Genomic DNA, 14,914 nt, shown 5'->3' with positions numbered 1-14,914 from the left:
AGCCGCACCGATGACCGCGACGTCGCTGCGCTATCCCGGCCTCGGCCACGGCCTGGGCCTGCGCGTGGACCACTACGAGGCGATCCTGGCCGAGCCGGCGCCGATCGACTGGCTGGAGATCGTCACCGAGAACTACCTCGTGCCCGGCGGCCGGCCGCTCGACTACCTCGAGCGCTTCCGCGCGCGCTATCCGCTGGTGATGCACGGCGTCTCGCTGTCGATCGGCGGTACCGATCCGCTGGATCGCGCCTACCTGCGCGACCTGCGCGACCTGGCCGACCGCGTGCAGCCGGCCTGGATCTCCGACCACCTGTGCTGGACCGCGGTGGACGGCATCCAGCTGCACGACCTGCTGCCGCTGCCGTACACCGAGGAGGCCGTCGCGCACGTCGCGGCGCGCGTGGGCCAGGTGCAGGACGTCCTCGGGCGGCGCCTGGTGCTCGAGAACGTCTCCAGCTACGTCGGCTATCACGCCTCGCAGATGCCCGAGTGGGAATTCCTCGCCGCCGTCGCCGAGGCCGCCGACTGCCTGATCCTGCTGGATCTCAACAACGTCCACGTCAGCGCCGTCAACCACGGCTTCGATCCGCTTTCCTATCTCGCGGGCCTGCCGGGCGCGCGCATCCAGCAGTTCCACCTGGCCGGCCACACGCCGGCCGGTACGCTGCTGATCGACACCCACGATGCGGCCATCGCCGATCCGGTCTGGACGCTCTACGCCGAGGCGGTACGGCGCTTCGGCGCAGTGTCGGCGCTGATCGAGCGCGATGATGCGATGCCGCCGCTGCCCGACCTGCTGGCGGAACTGGCGATCGCGCGCACGATCGCGCGGCAGGTGGCGGCCGGACGCGCCGCATGACCGCGCTGCGCACGCTGCAGCGGCAGTTCGCCGCGCATCTTCTGACCGACGACACGACGGTGGCCGGCGCGGTATGCACCACGCCCGGCGCCGACGCGGCGACGCGGCTGGGCGTCTATGCGCATGCCTATCGCCAGCGCCTGCACGAAGTGCTCGCCGAGGAATTCCCGGGCCTGCAGGCCCTGGCCGGCGAGGCCGCGTTCGCCGGCTGGACCGCACGCTACGCCCGCGAACGGCCCTCGCGCCATCCGAACATCCGCTGGTACGGCGCGGCGTTCGCCGACTGGCTGCGCGAGGCCGTTCCCGCGCAACCGGCCGCGGCGGCGATGGCCGAGTTGGAATGGGCGCTGTCGACCGCGTTCGATGCGCCGGACCTGCCGGCGCTGGAAGCGGGGCGCCTCGCCGCACTGCCGCCGCAGGCCTGGCCGGCGCTGCGCCTGGGGCTGCACCCCAACCTGATCGTGCTGCCGCTGGCCTGGAATCTCGACGCGATCCGCCGTGCCGCCGACGCCCGGATCACGCCGCCGGCCCTGGCCGCCGAGACAGCGGACCTGGCGATCTGGCGCCAGCAACGGCGCGTGCGGTACCGGCGCCTGGCCGTCGACGAGGCCGCCGTGCTCGCCGGGATGCGGCGGGGCCTGCCGTTCGGCGCGCTCTGCGCCGCGCTTGCCGAATGGCACGGCATGGACGCAGCGGCCCCGCGCGCCGCACAGGTGTTGCGCGACTGGGTCGAGGCCGGCTGGATCGGCGGCCTGGACGATGGACCGATCGCCGTCTAGGCGTCGCGAACACGCGACGACACATCGGCCTACACTGCGCTGGTCCGCCGATGCCCGCGTCGGCGCTGCTTGCCGGTTGCTGCCGACACCGGCCGTCCTGCCCATGCGCAACAACCCGATCGAACAGGTTCTGGAATCCGCCTTGAACGGCGTGCAGCTGCGCGTCGAGATCGTCGACGACCTGCGCTATTGCGGCGCCTGGCTCGAACGCGAGCCGGCCACGCGTCATGGCGCCTTCCACCTGATCGGCGAGGGCCGCTGCGTGATCGAGGCGACCGGTCTCGACGGCCCGGTGGTGCTGGAGGCCGGCGACCTGGTGATGTTCCCGCACGGCAGCGGCCACCTGCTGCGGGCGGCCGACGCCTGCGCGCCGGTCGCCACCACCGATCCGGATCCCGGCTACACCAGCATGCTGTGCGGGGAGTTCACGTTCCTGATCGGGACGCACAACCCGGTGCTGCGCGCACTGCCGGACTGCGTGATCGTGCGTGCGCGCGACGGCGGCGAGGCGTTCGCGCACCTGGCGGCGATCCTCGTCAGCACCTCGCGCCGCGGCGGGCTCGGCCGCCAGGTCATGCTCAACACGCTGGCGGCGAGCCTGTTCATCCTGGCCGTGTGCGAGTACACCACGCAGAGCGGCGACCCGCGGGGCCTGTTCGCCGGCCTGGCCGACCCGCGCATCGCACGCGTCCTGCAGGCGATCCACGCCCGGCCGGAGGAGGACTGGTCGATGGCGCGCCTGGCGGACCTGGCCGGCATGTCGCGCAGCGCCTTCGCCGAACGCTTCGCGACGCTGCTGGAAATCCCGCCGATGCAGTACCTGGCGCAATGGCGTGTCAGCCAGGCCTGGCACCTGCTGCAGAACCGGCGCCTGTCGGTGGCCGCGATCGCCGAGCAGCTCGGCTACAAGAGCGAGCCGGCGTTCCGCAAGCTGTTCAAGCGCCTGACCGGCATCGGCCCCGGCAAGGTCCGCGCCGGCGAAGGCCGGGGCGAACCGTAGGCGGCAAATCGCCGCAAGCGACGCCGCACGGGCTGCGCCGCGGCGCGGGGCGACGCGGCGCAGCAGGGCCGGCCGGTCTTTTTGGTAGTCTCGCCGATTGCGCGCCCTCCGCCGGAACGGCGCTTCGCCGTTTCACCCGCCGCCGCCATCGCCACGTGCCGCCATGCTCCCAGAACTCGGACAATTCGCGCTGATCCTCGCCCTGCTGCTGGCCGCGCTGCAGTTCGTGCTGCCGCTGGTCGGCGCGCAGACCGGCAACCGCGCGCTGATGGCGGTGGCCCGGCCGGTGGCCGCCGGGCAGGCGGTCTTCGTCGCGATCGCCTACGCGATCCTGACGCACGCCTTCCTGACGCAGGATTTCTCGGTCGCCTACGTGGCGCAGAACTCCAACCTGCTGCTGCCGTGGTACTACCGCTTCTCGGCGGTATGGGGTGCGCACGAAGGCTCGCTGCTGCTGTGGGTGCTGATCCTGAATCTCTGGATCGTCGCCGTGGCGGCATTCTCGCGCCACCTGCCGGAGGACTTCATCGCGCGCGTGCTCGGCGTGCTCGGCTTCGTGAGCCTGGGCTTCCTCGCATTCACCGTGCTGACCTCCAACCCGTTCGCGCGCGAACTGCCGATGCCGGCCGACGGCATGGACCTGAACCCGGTGCTGCAGGACCCGGGGCTGATCATCCACCCGCCGATGCTCTACATGGGCTATGTCGGGTTCTCGATCGCGTTCGCGTTCGCGCTGGCGGCCCTGCTCGGCGGCCGGCTGGACCGCGAATGGGTGCGCTGGTCGCGGCCGTGGACCAATGTCGCCTGGGCGTTCCTGACGCTGGGCATCGCGCTGGGCTCGTGGTGGGCCTATTCGGTGCTCGGCTGGGGCGGCTGGTGGTTCTGGGACCCGGTCGAGAACGCCTCGTTCATGCCGTGGCTGGTCGGCACCGCGCTGATCCATTCGCAGGCGGTCACCGAGAAGCGCGGCTCGTTCCGCGCCTGGACGCTGCTGCTGGCGATCTTCGCGTTCTCGCTGTCCCTGCTCGGCACGTTCCTGGTGCGCTCGGGCGTCATCACCTCGGTGCATTCCTTCGCCAGCGATCCGGGGCGAGGCCTGTTCATCCTGGCCTTCCTCGCGGTCACCATCGGCGGCTCGCTGCTGATCTACGCGCTGCGCGCGCCGAAGATCGCCGGCGGCGAGCCGTTCGCCGCGGTCTCGCGCGAGACCACGCTGCTGGTCAACAACCTGATGTTCGCCTGCGCCGCGGCAATGGTGCTGCTGGGCACGCTCTATCCGCTGATCGGCGAGGCGCTGAACCTCGGCCGCATCTCGGTCGGCCCGCCGTACTTCGGGCTGATGTTCGTTCTGCTGATGCTGCCGGTGGTGCTGCTGGTGCCGTTCGGTCCGTTCCTCAACTGGCGCCAGGGCGACCTGCGCGCCGCGCTGCGCGCGCTGCGGCCGGCGCTGGCCCTGGCGGTGCTCGCGATCCCCGTGGCCTGGCTGCTCGGCCGCGACCTGCCGGCCAAGGCGATCGCCGGCCTGGCGCTGGCGATCTGGGTCGGCACGGGCATCGTGCTGTTCGCGCTCACACGCTGGCGGCGCCTGCCGGCCGGGCGCCGCTACACGCCGGAAATGCTCGGCATGATCCTCGCGCACCTGGGCATCGCGGTGTTCGTCGCCGGCGTGCTGGTCACCGAGGCGACCAGCATCGAGAAGGACCTGCGCATGGCGCCGGGCGAATCGGTGACGATCCGCGAGGCGACGTTCCGCTTCGACGGCGTCGGCCACCACGAAGGCCCGAACTTCAGCGCCGACCAGGGCACGGTCACCGTGCTGCAGGGCGACCGCACGATCGCCGTGCTGCACCCGCAGAAGCGCCAGTATTCGCAGGGCACCCAGGTGCAGACCGAGGCGGCGATCCGCGCCGGCGCTTTCCGCGACCTCTACGTGGCACTGGGCGAGCCGCTCGGCACCGACGGCGCCTGGGCGGTGCGGGTCTACCACAAGCCGTTCATCCGCTGGATCTGGGCCGGTGCGCTGCTGATGATGCTGGGCGGTTTCGTCGCCGCCGGCGATCGCCGCTTCCGCGCGGTGCGCACGCCGGCCGCCGCGCCGGCCGGCGCAGCCGAGGCCCGCGCATGAAGCTCTCGCGCCTCGCGCCGCTGATCGGCTTCGCGCTGCTGGTGGTGCTGTTCGGCTTCGGCATCGCCTGGAACATGACGCACGATCCGCGCGAGGTGCGCTCGCCGCTGATCGGCAAGCCGGCACCCACCTTCGCCCTGCCGCTGCTGACCCAGCCGGACCGCACCGCCGGCAGCGCGGAGCTGGCCGGACGGCCGTACCTGCTCAACGTCTTCGCGAGCTGGTGCCAGGCCTGCCGCGTCGAGCATCCGTTGTTCATGGGGCCGATCCGCCAGCTCGGCGTGCCGGTGATCGGCTACAACTACAAGGACGAGACCGCCGACGCCCGGCGCTGGCTGGCGCAGTTCGGCGATCCGTACGACCAGATCCTGGTGGACTACGAGGGCCGCGTCGCGATCGACTTCGGCGTCTACGGCGCGCCCGAGACCTTCCTCATCGATGCGAACGGCGTGATCCGCTACAAGCGCATCGGCCCGTTCACGCCCGAGGCGGTGGAGAACGAACTCAAGCCCGCGATCGCCGCGCTGAAGGAGACCGCGCCATGAACCGGCTGTCCCGCCTCGCGCTGGCCCTGCTGCTGGCCGCCGCGCCCGTCCTGGTGCACGCCATCGACCCGCTGCCGTTCGCCGATGCGGCGCAGGAACAGCGCTTCCAGCAGCTCACGCGCCAGCTGCGCTGCCTGGTCTGCCAGAACGAGAACCTCGCCGACTCCCACGCGCCGCTGGCGCAGGACCTGCGCCAGCAGGTGTTCGAGCAGATGCAGGCCGGCAAGAGCGACGAGGAGATCAAGCGCTGGCTGACCGAGCGCTACAGTGACTTCGTGCTGTACGACCCGCCGCTGCGCGGCGGCACCGCGCTGCTGTGGTTCGGGCCGGCGCTGGTGCTGGCGATCGGCCTCTTCGCCGTCGTCGCAATCGTGCGCCGGCGCAGCCGCGCACTCGCCGCGGCACCCACCCGCACCACCGACGGGGACGACTGGTGACTCCAAGCTTTCTGCTGCTGGCCGCGCTGATGATCGCGGCCGCCCTCGCGATCGTCCTGGTACCGCTGCTGCGCCGGCGTGGCGCCACGACCGGCCCCGACGTCCGCGCACTGCGCGCGCTCGACCAGGCGCGTGCCGCCGGCGTACTCAGCGACGAGGAGTACGCCGCCAAGCGCGCGGCCCTGCCCGCCGTCGCCACCGGCTCCGCACGCCCGGCGCGCAGCACCTTCGCCACGCTTCTCCTGGTCGCGCTGCTGCTGCCGGTCAGCGCGATCGTGCTGTATCGCGTAGTCGGCACGCCCGAAGCGCTCGACCCCGCCGCGCTGACCGCCGCCGCACCCGGCGACGAACACGCCATGGGCATGGGCATGGACCAGGCGGTCGCCGGCCTGGTCGCCAAGCTCGAGAAGAGCCCCGACGACGCCACGGGCTGGGCGTTGCTCGGCCGCGCCTACCAGTCGATGCAGCGCTTCGCCGAGGCGCGCGACGCGCTCAAGCGCGCGCACGACCTGCTGCCCGAAGACAACAACCTGCTGGTCGAATACGCCCAGGCGCTGGCGCTGTCCGGCCCCGAGCAGCGCATCGAAGGCACGTCGCGCACCCTGCTCGACCGCGCGCTCGCCGCCGATCCGGCCAACCAGCGCGCGCTGTGGCTGCTCGGCATCAGCGAGTACCAGGCCCAGCGCTACCCGCAGGCGATCGACGCCTGGAACCGCGTGCTGGCGCAGCTGCCGGCCGGCTCGAACGTGGCCCAGAGCATCCAGGACCGCATCGCCGATGCGCGGCGCCTGGGCGGCCTGCCCGAAGCGCCCGCCGCGGCCGCTGCGCCGGGTGCACCCGGCATCGGCACGACCGCGCCTGACGCGGCACCGTCGGCCGCAACGGTGGACGGCCCGCGGCTCACGATCCAGGTCGCACTCGATCCGAAGCTCGCCGACCGCCTCGCCCCGGATGCAACGCTGTTCGTCTTCGCGCGTGCCGCCGAAGGCCCGCCGATGCCGCTGGCGATCCAGCGCCTGACCGCCGGCCAGTTGCCGCTGACCGTCACGCTCGACGAATCCAACGGCATGCTGCCGAACATGAAGCTGTCGATGTTCCCGAAAGTGGTCGTCGGCGCGCGTATCTCACGCTCGGGCCAGGCCACGCCGCAAAGCGGCGACCTGCAGACCCTGTCGGCGCCGCTGGACGTGCTGCACAAGGCGCCGATCGTGCTGACGATCGACCAGGTGGTGCCGTAGCGGCCGCATGACGCGCTGCTGCACGGCCCCTGCCCGAAGGGGTGGTGCGCGCCGCGCTAGCGGACCGCTGACGCCGTCTCGGCCGTCGCCAGCCACTCGCGGAATGCGCGCAACGCCGGTGTCTCCGGCCGCGAGCGCAGACGCGTCAGCCAGTAGCGGCCGGCATCGACCTCGACGTCGAACAGGCGTACCAGGCGGCCGCCGGCCAGATCCTGCGCGAACAGCCGCGCCGGCAGCAGGCCCACGCCCGCGCCGGCGGCCGCCGCGTCGGCGATCGCCAGCGACGAATCGAACACCGGACCCCGCGCCGGCGGCGCCGGCGTATGCGCCGCCTGGAACCAGCGCGGCCATTCGTCCTGGCGGTACGAGCGCAGCAACGTCATCGCGGCCAGGTCGCGCGGCTGGACGATGCGCCGCGCCAGCGCCGGCGAGGCGAGCGGCGTCAGCGCCGCGGGCACGATCGCAGTGGCCGCCAGCCCCAGCCAGTCGCCGTCGCCGAAGCGGATCGCGCAGTCCAGGCCTTCGGCGGCCAGGTCCACGCGGTTGTTGTGGGTCAGCACGCGCAGGTCCACGCCCGGGTGCGCGGCCTGGAACGCCGGCAGGCGCGGCAGCAACCAGCCGTTGGCGAACGTGCCGACCACGCCCACCGTCAATACCTCGCGCAGGTGCCCGCCGGTCATCCGGTCGAGCACCGCGGCGATGCGGTCGAACGCTTCGTTGAGCACCGGATACAGCGCCGCGCCCTCGTCGGTCAGTGCCACGCCACGCGGCAGCCGGCGGAACAGGGTCACGCCCAGGCGCGCCTCCAGCCCCTTGATCTGATGGCTGAGCGCCGCCTGGCTGACGCACAGTTCCGTCGCGGCGCGCGTGAAGTTGAGGTGGCGGGCGGAGGCCTCGAATGCCCGCAGGGCATTCAACGGCAGATGCGGGCGGATCATCGGCCGACATTAGCTGCGCGCATGGCTCCGATCAAATCTTCGCGCTGGTGGCCGTGCCCACGCCGCGAAATACTCGCCGCACCCTCCGAGGACACGCCATGACCGATCGACGCCAGTTCCTGCACCTCCTGGGCGGCACGCTGCTGCTCGCCGCTGCCCTGCCCCGTGCCGCAACGGCCGCGGCACCCCTGGCGCTGCCGCGCGACCGGCTGGCCGAACTGGAGCGCGCCAGCGGCGGACGGCTGGGCGTGGCCGTGCTCGACACCGCCACCGGCCGGAGCCTGGGCTGGCGCGACGAGGAACGCTTCGCGATGTGCAGCACCTTCAAATTTCTATTGGCGGCCGCCGTGCTGCAGCGGGTCGATCGCGGCGAGCTGACGCTGGACCGGCGCCTTCCGATCCGCAAGGACGACCTGATCCACCACTCGCCGGTGACCGAGCGTCATGTCGGTTCCCACGGCCTGGCCGTAGCCGACCTGTGCGAGGCGACGATGACGCTGAGCGACAACGCCGCCGCCAACCTGCTGCTGCCGCTGGTCGGCGGCCCGGCCGGCCTCACCGCCACCCTGCGCGCCTGGGGCGATGCCACCACGCGGCTGGACCGCCCCGAGCCGCACCTCAACGACGTGCCGCCCGGCGATCCGCGCGACACCACCACGCCGCGCGAAATGGCCGCCCACGTGCAACGCCTCGTGCTCGGCGACCTACTGCAGCCGGCCAGCCGCGAGCGACTGACCGGCTGGCTGGCCGGCAACCGCACCGGCGATCACCGCCTGCGCGCCGGCCTGCCGAAAGGCTGGCGCGTCGGCGACAAGACCGGCAGCGGCCCCGGCACCACCAACGACGTCGCGATCGTCTGGCCCGAGGGCCGTGCGCCGTTCGCGCTGGCCTGCTATCTCACCGGGTCGTCGCTGAAAGACGACGGACGCAACGCGATTCTGGCGTCCGTGGCGCGCGAGGTGGCCGGCCTCTACGCAGCCGCCTGACCATCCCCGTCGTCCCCGCGCGGCACGGCGCCCGCAAATCGCCCGCCGCCGACCCGGACTGCGTCCGCTCCCACGCCGATCGGTGCCGCATCCGGCGCCGACGATCGCCCCGGGTGCCGTCACCGTGCGCACCCGCTACGATCGGCATCCAGGGAGACCCGACCATGCAATCCGAAACGCCGCTGGCGCGCCCGGTGCGCCGCTTCATCGTGCTGGTATCGCTGTTGCAGGGCCTGCTGATGTACCTGGCCGAGACCGGCCACGACCACGGCTGGTGGCCGTTCTCGCTGCTCGGCGGGCGCGTGTGCTGGATCACCCTGGTGCTGGCCGTGCCCGGCGCGATGACACTGACGGTGCAACGCCTGGACGACCGGCGTTTCTGGCAGCACGCCGCCCTCATGCTGCTGGTCCTGGCCGTGCCGGCGGGCTGGGCCGCCTGGAGCGCGACCGGCGCGCCGGGCCTGGACGCGAGCGAGGTGCTGGGTCCATACGGCTTCACCACGGCACTGGCCGTGTTCGCCGCCCTGCCGTACCTGCAATGCAGCCTGCGGCACGGCCGCTGGTGCGCGCCGTACGCGGAACTGTTCGATCACGTCTGGCAGAACGGCCTGACGCTCGCCTTGGCCGGACTCTTCACCGGTATCTGCTGGGGCGTGCTGCAGCTGTGGGCGGAGCTGTTCGCCCTGGTCAAGATCGACTTCTTCCGCGAGCTGTTCCGCAACGATGCGTTCGAATACCTCGCCACCGGCACGATGGTGGGCCTGGGCATCCTGATCGGCCGCACCCAGCACCGGCCCATCCGCATCGCGCGGCAGGTGGTGCAGGCGATCGTCACCGGCCTGCTGCCGCTGGTCGCGTTCATCGCGGTCCTGTTCGTGCTCAGCCTGCCGTTCACGGGGCTGGCGGCGCTGTGGGATACGCGTTCGGCCACGTTCATCCTGATGAGCGTGATCGGCGTGATGGTGCTGTCGGTCAACGCCGTGTGGCAGGACGGCGAGCAGCCGTCGCCGTACCCGGCCTGGCTGCGCCACGCGATCGGCGCCGGTCTGCTGACGCTGCCGGTCTACGGCCTGATCGGCCTGTACGCGCTGTCCTTGCGCATCGGCCAGTACGGCTGGACCAGCGAGCGCGTGTTCGCCGTGCTGACATGCGTGCTGCTGACCACGCTCGCATTCGCCTACGCCGTTGCCGTGCTGCGCCGCGGCGGGCGCTGGCTGGCCGCGCTGCCGCGCATCAACGTGGCCGTATCGCTGGTGCTGATCGCGCTGATGGTCGCGGTGAACTCACCGCTGCTCGACCCGCACCGTATTGCGGTTGCCGACCAGCTGCGCCGCTGGGCCGAAGCGCGCACCGACGCCGCACAGCTGGATCTGAACTATCTGCGCTTCCGCAGTGGCCGCTACGGCTATCGCGCGCTGCAAACCCTGTCCGCCGATGCGCGCGTCGCCGCCGACCCGGCGCTCGCCGCCTCCGTGCAGAGCCAGCTGGAGCGCCAGACACGCATCTACCGGCACCACGACGAGGAGCAGCAGCATCCGCGGCTGACGACGGTCGATGCCCTGGCGGCGAGGCTTCGCCCCGCGCAAGGCTCGGCGCCACCGGACCCAGCCCTGTTGCAGGCACTGCTCGCCGAACCTGACGCCACCAACGGATGCCTGCGGGCGGATGCCGTTTGCCTGACGATCGACCGCGACTTCGACGGCGACGGCCGCACCGATACGCTGCTGTGCAATCTGGACGCGGAGAACACCATCGCCTGCTCGCTGTGGGACGCCGCCACCGGCGGCCGCTGGCAGCGCGTAGCGACCCTGTTCTGGCACGCACCGATGGACACCCAGCGCATCGCGCTGGCGCTGCGCAGGGGCGAGGTGACGACCCAACCGCGCCGCTGGCCGGACCTGGCGGTGGATAGCCAGATGGTCACGCCGGCACAGGTCACGAAGCCATCCGCACCGCCGAAAGAAGGCGCAGCCGATCCACCGTGACGATCGCGCTGCGCGCACAGCTGCGGCCGACGGTCGCACGCTGACCGCGTTCGATGTCCGTGAGGAAACGGGACGGCTCATGCGACCATGGCGTTCTTTTCCGCCGGAGATCGCCGCATGACCGATTCGTCCCCCGCCCGCCGATCTTCGCCGCGTCGACTCCCATCCCTCGCCGCGCTGCTCGCCGCATTGCTGCCGCTCGCCGCCGTGGCGGCCGATGGCGCACGCTCCACGATCACCCTCCCCGGCGAACGCGCCTTCCCCGAGGCGATCACGTCCACCGCCGACGGCACGCTCTATGTCAGCAGCCTCGGCAACGGCGGCATCTTCCGCGCGCGTCCCGGCGAGAGCCAGGCCACGCTATGGATCGCTCCCGGCACCTACGGCACACGTTCCACCTTCGGCGTGCTGGCCGACGAGAAGGCCGGCGTCCTTTGGGTCTGCTCCAACGACATCAGTGCCGTCATCGGCCCGCATGTCGCCGGCAGCGAGACCGGTGCCTGGCTGAAGGGCTTCGACCTCACGACCGGCCAGGGCAAGGTCAGCGCCCGGTTTCCGAATGAGCGCGCGCTGTGCAACGACATCGCGCTGGGCCCCGACGGCAGCGTCTACGCCACCAATACGATGGCGCCCGAGATCCTGAAGCTCTCCGCCGACCGCAAGACGCTGGCCGTCTGGGCCACCGACCCGCGCTTCGGCCCCAGCGGCAAGGACGCGGGCCTCGACGGCATCGTCTTCGGCGGCGACGGCCACGTCTACGTCAACACCTACACCAAGGCCGAGCTGTTCCGGGTCGACGTCAAGGATGGCAAGGCCGGCGCGGTCACGCCGATCACGCCCTCGCGGCCGCTGGTGCTGCCCGACACGCTGCGCCTGATCGAAGGCACCACCTTCTGGCTGATCGAAGGCGGCGGCCGGCTGGACCGCATGACGGTCAACGGCGACACCGCCACCATCGAGACCATCAAGGACGGCTTCGCGCTGCCGACCGGCATCACGCAGGTCGGCAAGCACCTGGCCTGGGTGTCCGAAGGCCAGCTCGACCTGATCCTGGACCCGGCCAAGCGCACGAGCCGGAAGCCGGCGGTGCCGTTCAAGCTGCATGCCGTTCCGCTGGGCGCCAAGTAGCCACCACCTCGCGCGGCCAACGATCTGTTTTTTTCCCTTCTTCCTTGCCCTGGATTGCCCGTGCTGCGGAGGGTCCACGGGTGAGTCTTCCAGAGGCGCCTTTCCAGCGATCGATCCCGCGCCTGGACCGCGCGGGCGACCGCTTCCTTCGACGCCGCTCCATGGCCATTCCCCTGGACCTTCGCATCGTGGACGTTGCATCCGCGACGCAGGGTGTGATCAGCCAAGACGGCTTCCAGACATTCGTGTCGGTAACACACGCCTGCACGCAGCCTAGAGGAAATGGACGAACCTGCGCGCGGTGACTTGCCAGCCATCGCCCTCGCGATGAAGCACGTAGACCGCAGCCGCCCCGTGGGGTGCGGGCGCCACATCCAGTACCGTCACTGCCTGGTCGCCATCCTCCGAAACGGCAGGCAGCATGAACGTGACCAGGCAGCGGACGGACGACGCCACCGCGGTGTAGCGGCTGTTGGTGTACCGGTACAGATCGTGCGTCTGGATGAGGCCGCTGCTCAAGGTCCCCCAGTCGACGCGCTGCGCCTCCGGATTTCGTGCACGCAGAGGCTCGATGAGCGACGACACATCGCCTTGCGCTGCCGACCCGATCTGGCTTCGAATCCAATCGTCCGATAGCCACGAGAGCGAGGTTGCGGTGGTGTTCACCGCGATACCGGCGGCTCCGGTTCCGTAGTCGCAATCGGGATGATGGGCGAAGTCTTCCGCCACCGCCCTGACGATGGCGCGATCGACGGGCGATGCCACGACGAGCCTGGCCGTGTCCACGCGCCCCACGCTGCAGGCCGCGGCCATCGCGATCAAAGCGAGGGGCGCCAGCTTCAGTACACACGTGCCCCGAGTGGCAGGGTGGGATCCGTTGGCGATCATGCGTTGGCCCCGGTGATCGTTGCATCGAACGAAAATGGCAATTGGTTTCGTCACGCAAGCCTGCCCCAGGCGAACCGGGGCAGGTGATCGGCCACTGTCGAACCCGGCCTTCGCGCACACGCCGCGACGCCGCGGATCGCGGCATGCGTCCGCTCCCGGCCCACCGGCCGGAGAGGGGACGGTCCGCGTGGAGACCGGCATCGTGTGCCGACGTAGCGTCTATGCCTTCTACCGCATGCCATGGTGCTCACAGGCCTCGTGCCGATACAAGCCTGTCGCCCGGCATGCCGCCGGACCATACTTGGCACGGCACGCTGGCGGAGAAGAACCATGAAGCACTGGCTGTTCCTGGGTGTCGCCATCGTCGGCGAGGTGATCGCCACGTCCGCGCTGAAAGCCAGCGAGGGTTTCTCGCGGCTGGTACCGTCCGTGGTGGTGGTCGCCGGCTACATCGTCGCGTTCTACTTCCTGTCGCTGACACTGCGCCACATTTCCGTGGGCGTGGCCTATGCGATCTGGTCGGGCCTGGGCGTCGTGCTGATCGCCCTCATCGCCTGGCTGCTGTACGGGCAGAAGCTGGACCTGGCGGCCATGATCGGCATGGCACTGATCGTTGCCGGCGTCCTGGTCATGAACCTGTTCTCCAAGGTCAATGCGCACTGACCGGGCCACTGCGGCGCCGAGGCGGGCGCGGCCATGACGGGCGACGATGCCGTCGCCTTCGTGCGCGAGCACGGCATCGTGCTGGCCTCGGCGAAAGGACGCGTGCCGCGCCTGACGGACGTCATCGCCGGCGCGCCGATCGCCGGCAGCTGGTGGGCGCACCCGGAAGGACGGCGGATCTTCGCGATCCTGCGCGCGGTGGAGACCTCGCCGGACGTCCTGGTCTGTCGCCTGGTCGACGGCAAGATCACGTTCGTCCACCGGCGGTTGTGGCCGGCGCTGGTACGGCTGGCGCCCCGGTTCGCCACCGCACGGCTGGCACGCGTGCAGCAGCGGCACACGTCGTCGGGCGCGCACGTCAACGACGTGCAGCCGTTCCCGGATTGGGTGCCGCCCGAGGTCGCGGCGGCCGCACAGCGGATGACGACGGCGGCCGCCGAGCAACAGCTTCGCGTCGTTGCCGGACCGGACCCGGCGTAGCTACCGGTGCTGGTCGACCAGGATCGGGTTGCCGTCCGGATCCACGGCGATGAAGCTGGCCGGGCCGGTGGTGCTCTCGTCCGCTTCCTGCTCGAACGCAATGCCCTGGGCCTTCAGCTGGCGCTGCAGCTCGCGTACGTCGGTGAAGCTGGGCAGCGGCTGGGCGTTGCTGTCCCACCCGGGATTGAAGGTGAGGATGTTCTTCTCGAACATGCCCTTGAACAGGCCGATGATGTGATCGCCGTTCTTGAGGATCAGCCAGTTCTGCGTGGCGTCGCCGCCGAAGACCGTGAAGCCGAAGGCCTCGTAGAAGCGCCGCGAGGCTTCGATGTCCTTGACTGCCAGGCTGATCGAGAATGCGCCGAGTTCCATGCTGCTCTCCGTGTGTGGAAGACGAATGTTCGGGCCCCGTCGCGGGGCGGGCATCGCACTGGATTCACGCCGTGATACCGGCGGTCCGGGACACGCGCATGACATCGCATCGCCAGCCAGCGGCGGTGCACCGGCGCAAAGTCCGGCATGCCTGCCGCCTCGCCTGGCGCGCCCTGACGGTGCCGGTGCCGGTCGCCGCGGGACGGTAGCAGAGCGTCCTAGAAGTCAGAAGTGCCGCGCCGGCCGGCCGCGCGGTAGCGCCGCTCGAACCACCACCACGTGATCGCGCCGAAGGCGGCGCCACCGAGCGTCCACAGCAGCGCGGAAACGGCGATGAAGCCGGGGCTGAGCTTGTCGCGATTCACGAAGAACGTCATGACGACGAACATCGCCAGGCCGTAGGACGCGATGCCGTTGACCAGCACGTAGCGCCAGCGCCCTTTCGCGCGGACGACCTTCCAGCGTTCGATCTGCTCGGGTTTCACGGCACT

16 protein-coding genes are annotated in these 14,914 nt (G+C 71.0%); 12 read left to right on the top strand and 4 right to left on the bottom strand.

Features of this window, described 5'->3' with window-relative positions; genetic code table 11:
• The first annotated feature begins 10 nt into the window (after positions 1 to 10).
• The 7 genes from bufB to I596_RS01110 all read left to right on the top strand — a co-directional run bounded on the left by bufB (position 11) and on the right by I596_RS01110 (position 6,983).
• Positions 11 to 859, top strand: coding sequence for an MNIO family bufferin maturase (bufB, locus tag I596_RS01140; RefSeq protein ID WP_067642973.1), 849 nt, complete (start codon positions 11 to 13; stop codon positions 857 to 859).
• Positions 856 to 1,638, top strand: a complete 783-nt coding sequence (locus I596_RS01135) for an HvfC/BufC N-terminal domain-containing protein (RefSeq protein WP_067642970.1) — start codon at positions 856 to 858, stop codon at positions 1,636 to 1,638. The genes bufB and I596_RS01135 overlap by 4 nt, the downstream gene beginning before the upstream one ends.
• 103 nt (positions 1,639 to 1,741) lie before the next feature.
• Positions 1,742 to 2,638, top strand: a complete 897-nt coding sequence (locus tag I596_RS01130; RefSeq protein WP_067651247.1) for an AraC family transcriptional regulator — start codon at positions 1,742 to 1,744, stop codon at positions 2,636 to 2,638.
• A gap of 163 nt (positions 2,639 to 2,801) precedes the next feature.
• Positions 2,802 to 4,763, top strand: coding sequence for a heme lyase CcmF/NrfE family subunit (locus tag I596_RS01125; RefSeq protein ID WP_067642967.1), 1,962 nt, complete (start codon positions 2,802 to 2,804; stop codon positions 4,761 to 4,763).
• Positions 4,760 to 5,308: a DsbE family thiol:disulfide interchange protein gene (locus tag I596_RS01120; RefSeq protein ID WP_067642965.1), complete on the top strand. Its 549-nt coding sequence runs from the start codon at positions 4,760 to 4,762 to the stop codon at positions 5,306 to 5,308. Before I596_RS01125 ends, I596_RS01120 begins: the two co-directional genes overlap by 4 nt.
• Positions 5,305 to 5,745, top strand: a complete 441-nt coding sequence (locus I596_RS01115; protein WP_067642961.1) for a cytochrome c-type biogenesis protein — start codon at positions 5,305 to 5,307, stop codon at positions 5,743 to 5,745. Before I596_RS01120 ends, I596_RS01115 begins: the two co-directional genes overlap by 4 nt.
• Positions 5,742 to 6,983, top strand: a complete 1,242-nt coding sequence (locus tag I596_RS01110) for a c-type cytochrome biogenesis protein CcmI/CycH (protein ID WP_150131951.1) — start codon at positions 5,742 to 5,744, stop codon at positions 6,981 to 6,983. The genes I596_RS01115 and I596_RS01110 overlap by 4 nt, the downstream gene beginning before the upstream one ends.
• 56 nt (positions 6,984 to 7,039) lie before the next feature.
• On the opposite strand, the gene I596_RS01105 is transcribed toward I596_RS01110, so the two are convergent.
• A complete protein-coding gene (locus I596_RS01105) occupies positions 7,040 to 7,921 on the bottom strand; it encodes a LysR family transcriptional regulator (RefSeq protein ID WP_067642958.1) in 882 nt (293 codons plus the stop codon).
• A gap of 98 nt (positions 7,922 to 8,019) precedes the next feature.
• On the opposite strand from I596_RS01105, the gene bla reads away from it, so the two are divergent.
• The 3 genes from bla to I596_RS01090 all read left to right on the top strand — a co-directional run bounded on the left by bla (position 8,020) and on the right by I596_RS01090 (position 12,020).
• Entirely contained in the window at positions 8,020 to 8,907 is an 888-nt protein-coding gene (gene bla, locus I596_RS01100; RefSeq protein WP_067642955.1) for a class A beta-lactamase, read from the top strand.
• Between the two features lie 164 nt (positions 8,908 to 9,071).
• Entirely contained in the window at positions 9,072 to 10,892 is a 1,821-nt protein-coding gene (locus I596_RS01095) for a DUF4153 domain-containing protein (RefSeq protein ID WP_067642952.1), read from the top strand.
• A 117-nt stretch (positions 10,893 to 11,009) separates the two neighbouring features.
• Positions 11,010 to 12,020, top strand: a complete 1,011-nt coding sequence (locus I596_RS01090) for an SMP-30/gluconolactonase/LRE family protein (RefSeq protein ID WP_067642949.1) — start codon at positions 11,010 to 11,012, stop codon at positions 12,018 to 12,020.
• 273 nt (positions 12,021 to 12,293) lie between these two features.
• On the opposite strand, the gene I596_RS01085 is transcribed toward I596_RS01090, so the two are convergent.
• Entirely contained in the window at positions 12,294 to 12,908 is a 615-nt protein-coding gene (locus I596_RS01085) for a hypothetical protein (protein WP_067642946.1), read from the bottom strand.
• A 330-nt stretch (positions 12,909 to 13,238) separates the two neighbouring features.
• On the opposite strand from I596_RS01085, the gene I596_RS01080 reads away from it, so the two are divergent.
• Together I596_RS01080 and I596_RS01075 are read left to right on the top strand one after the other, a co-directional pair.
• On the top strand, positions 13,239 to 13,571 hold the full coding sequence (locus tag I596_RS01080; protein WP_067642943.1) for an SMR family transporter: 333 nt from the start codon (positions 13,239 to 13,241) through the stop codon (positions 13,569 to 13,571).
• 33 nt (positions 13,572 to 13,604) lie between these two features.
• On the top strand, positions 13,605 to 14,051 hold the full coding sequence (locus I596_RS01075) for a hypothetical protein (protein ID WP_067642940.1): 447 nt from the start codon (positions 13,605 to 13,607) through the stop codon (positions 14,049 to 14,051).
• Here the strand turns inward: I596_RS01075 and I596_RS01070 are convergent, their stop codons facing one another.
• Both I596_RS01070 and I596_RS01065 read right to left on the bottom strand, forming a co-directional pair.
• Positions 14,052 to 14,423 carry a VOC family protein gene (locus tag I596_RS01070; RefSeq protein WP_067642937.1) on the bottom strand — a complete coding sequence of 124 codons (372 nt, stop codon included), beginning with the start codon at positions 14,421 to 14,423 and terminating at the stop codon, positions 14,052 to 14,054.
• A 218-nt stretch (positions 14,424 to 14,641) separates the two neighbouring features.
• Positions 14,642 to 14,908, bottom strand: coding sequence for a hypothetical protein (locus I596_RS01065; protein WP_067642935.1), 267 nt, complete (start codon positions 14,906 to 14,908; stop codon positions 14,642 to 14,644).
• Positions 14,909 to 14,914: the final 6 nt, after the last annotated feature.

Source organism: Dokdonella koreensis DS-123 (genome assembly GCF_001632775.1).
Classification (GTDB): Bacteria; Pseudomonadota; Gammaproteobacteria; order Xanthomonadales; family Rhodanobacteraceae; genus Dokdonella; species Dokdonella koreensis.
Note: the sequence above shows the minus strand (reverse complement) of the source record. Positions and strands in the feature narration are given on the sequence as shown.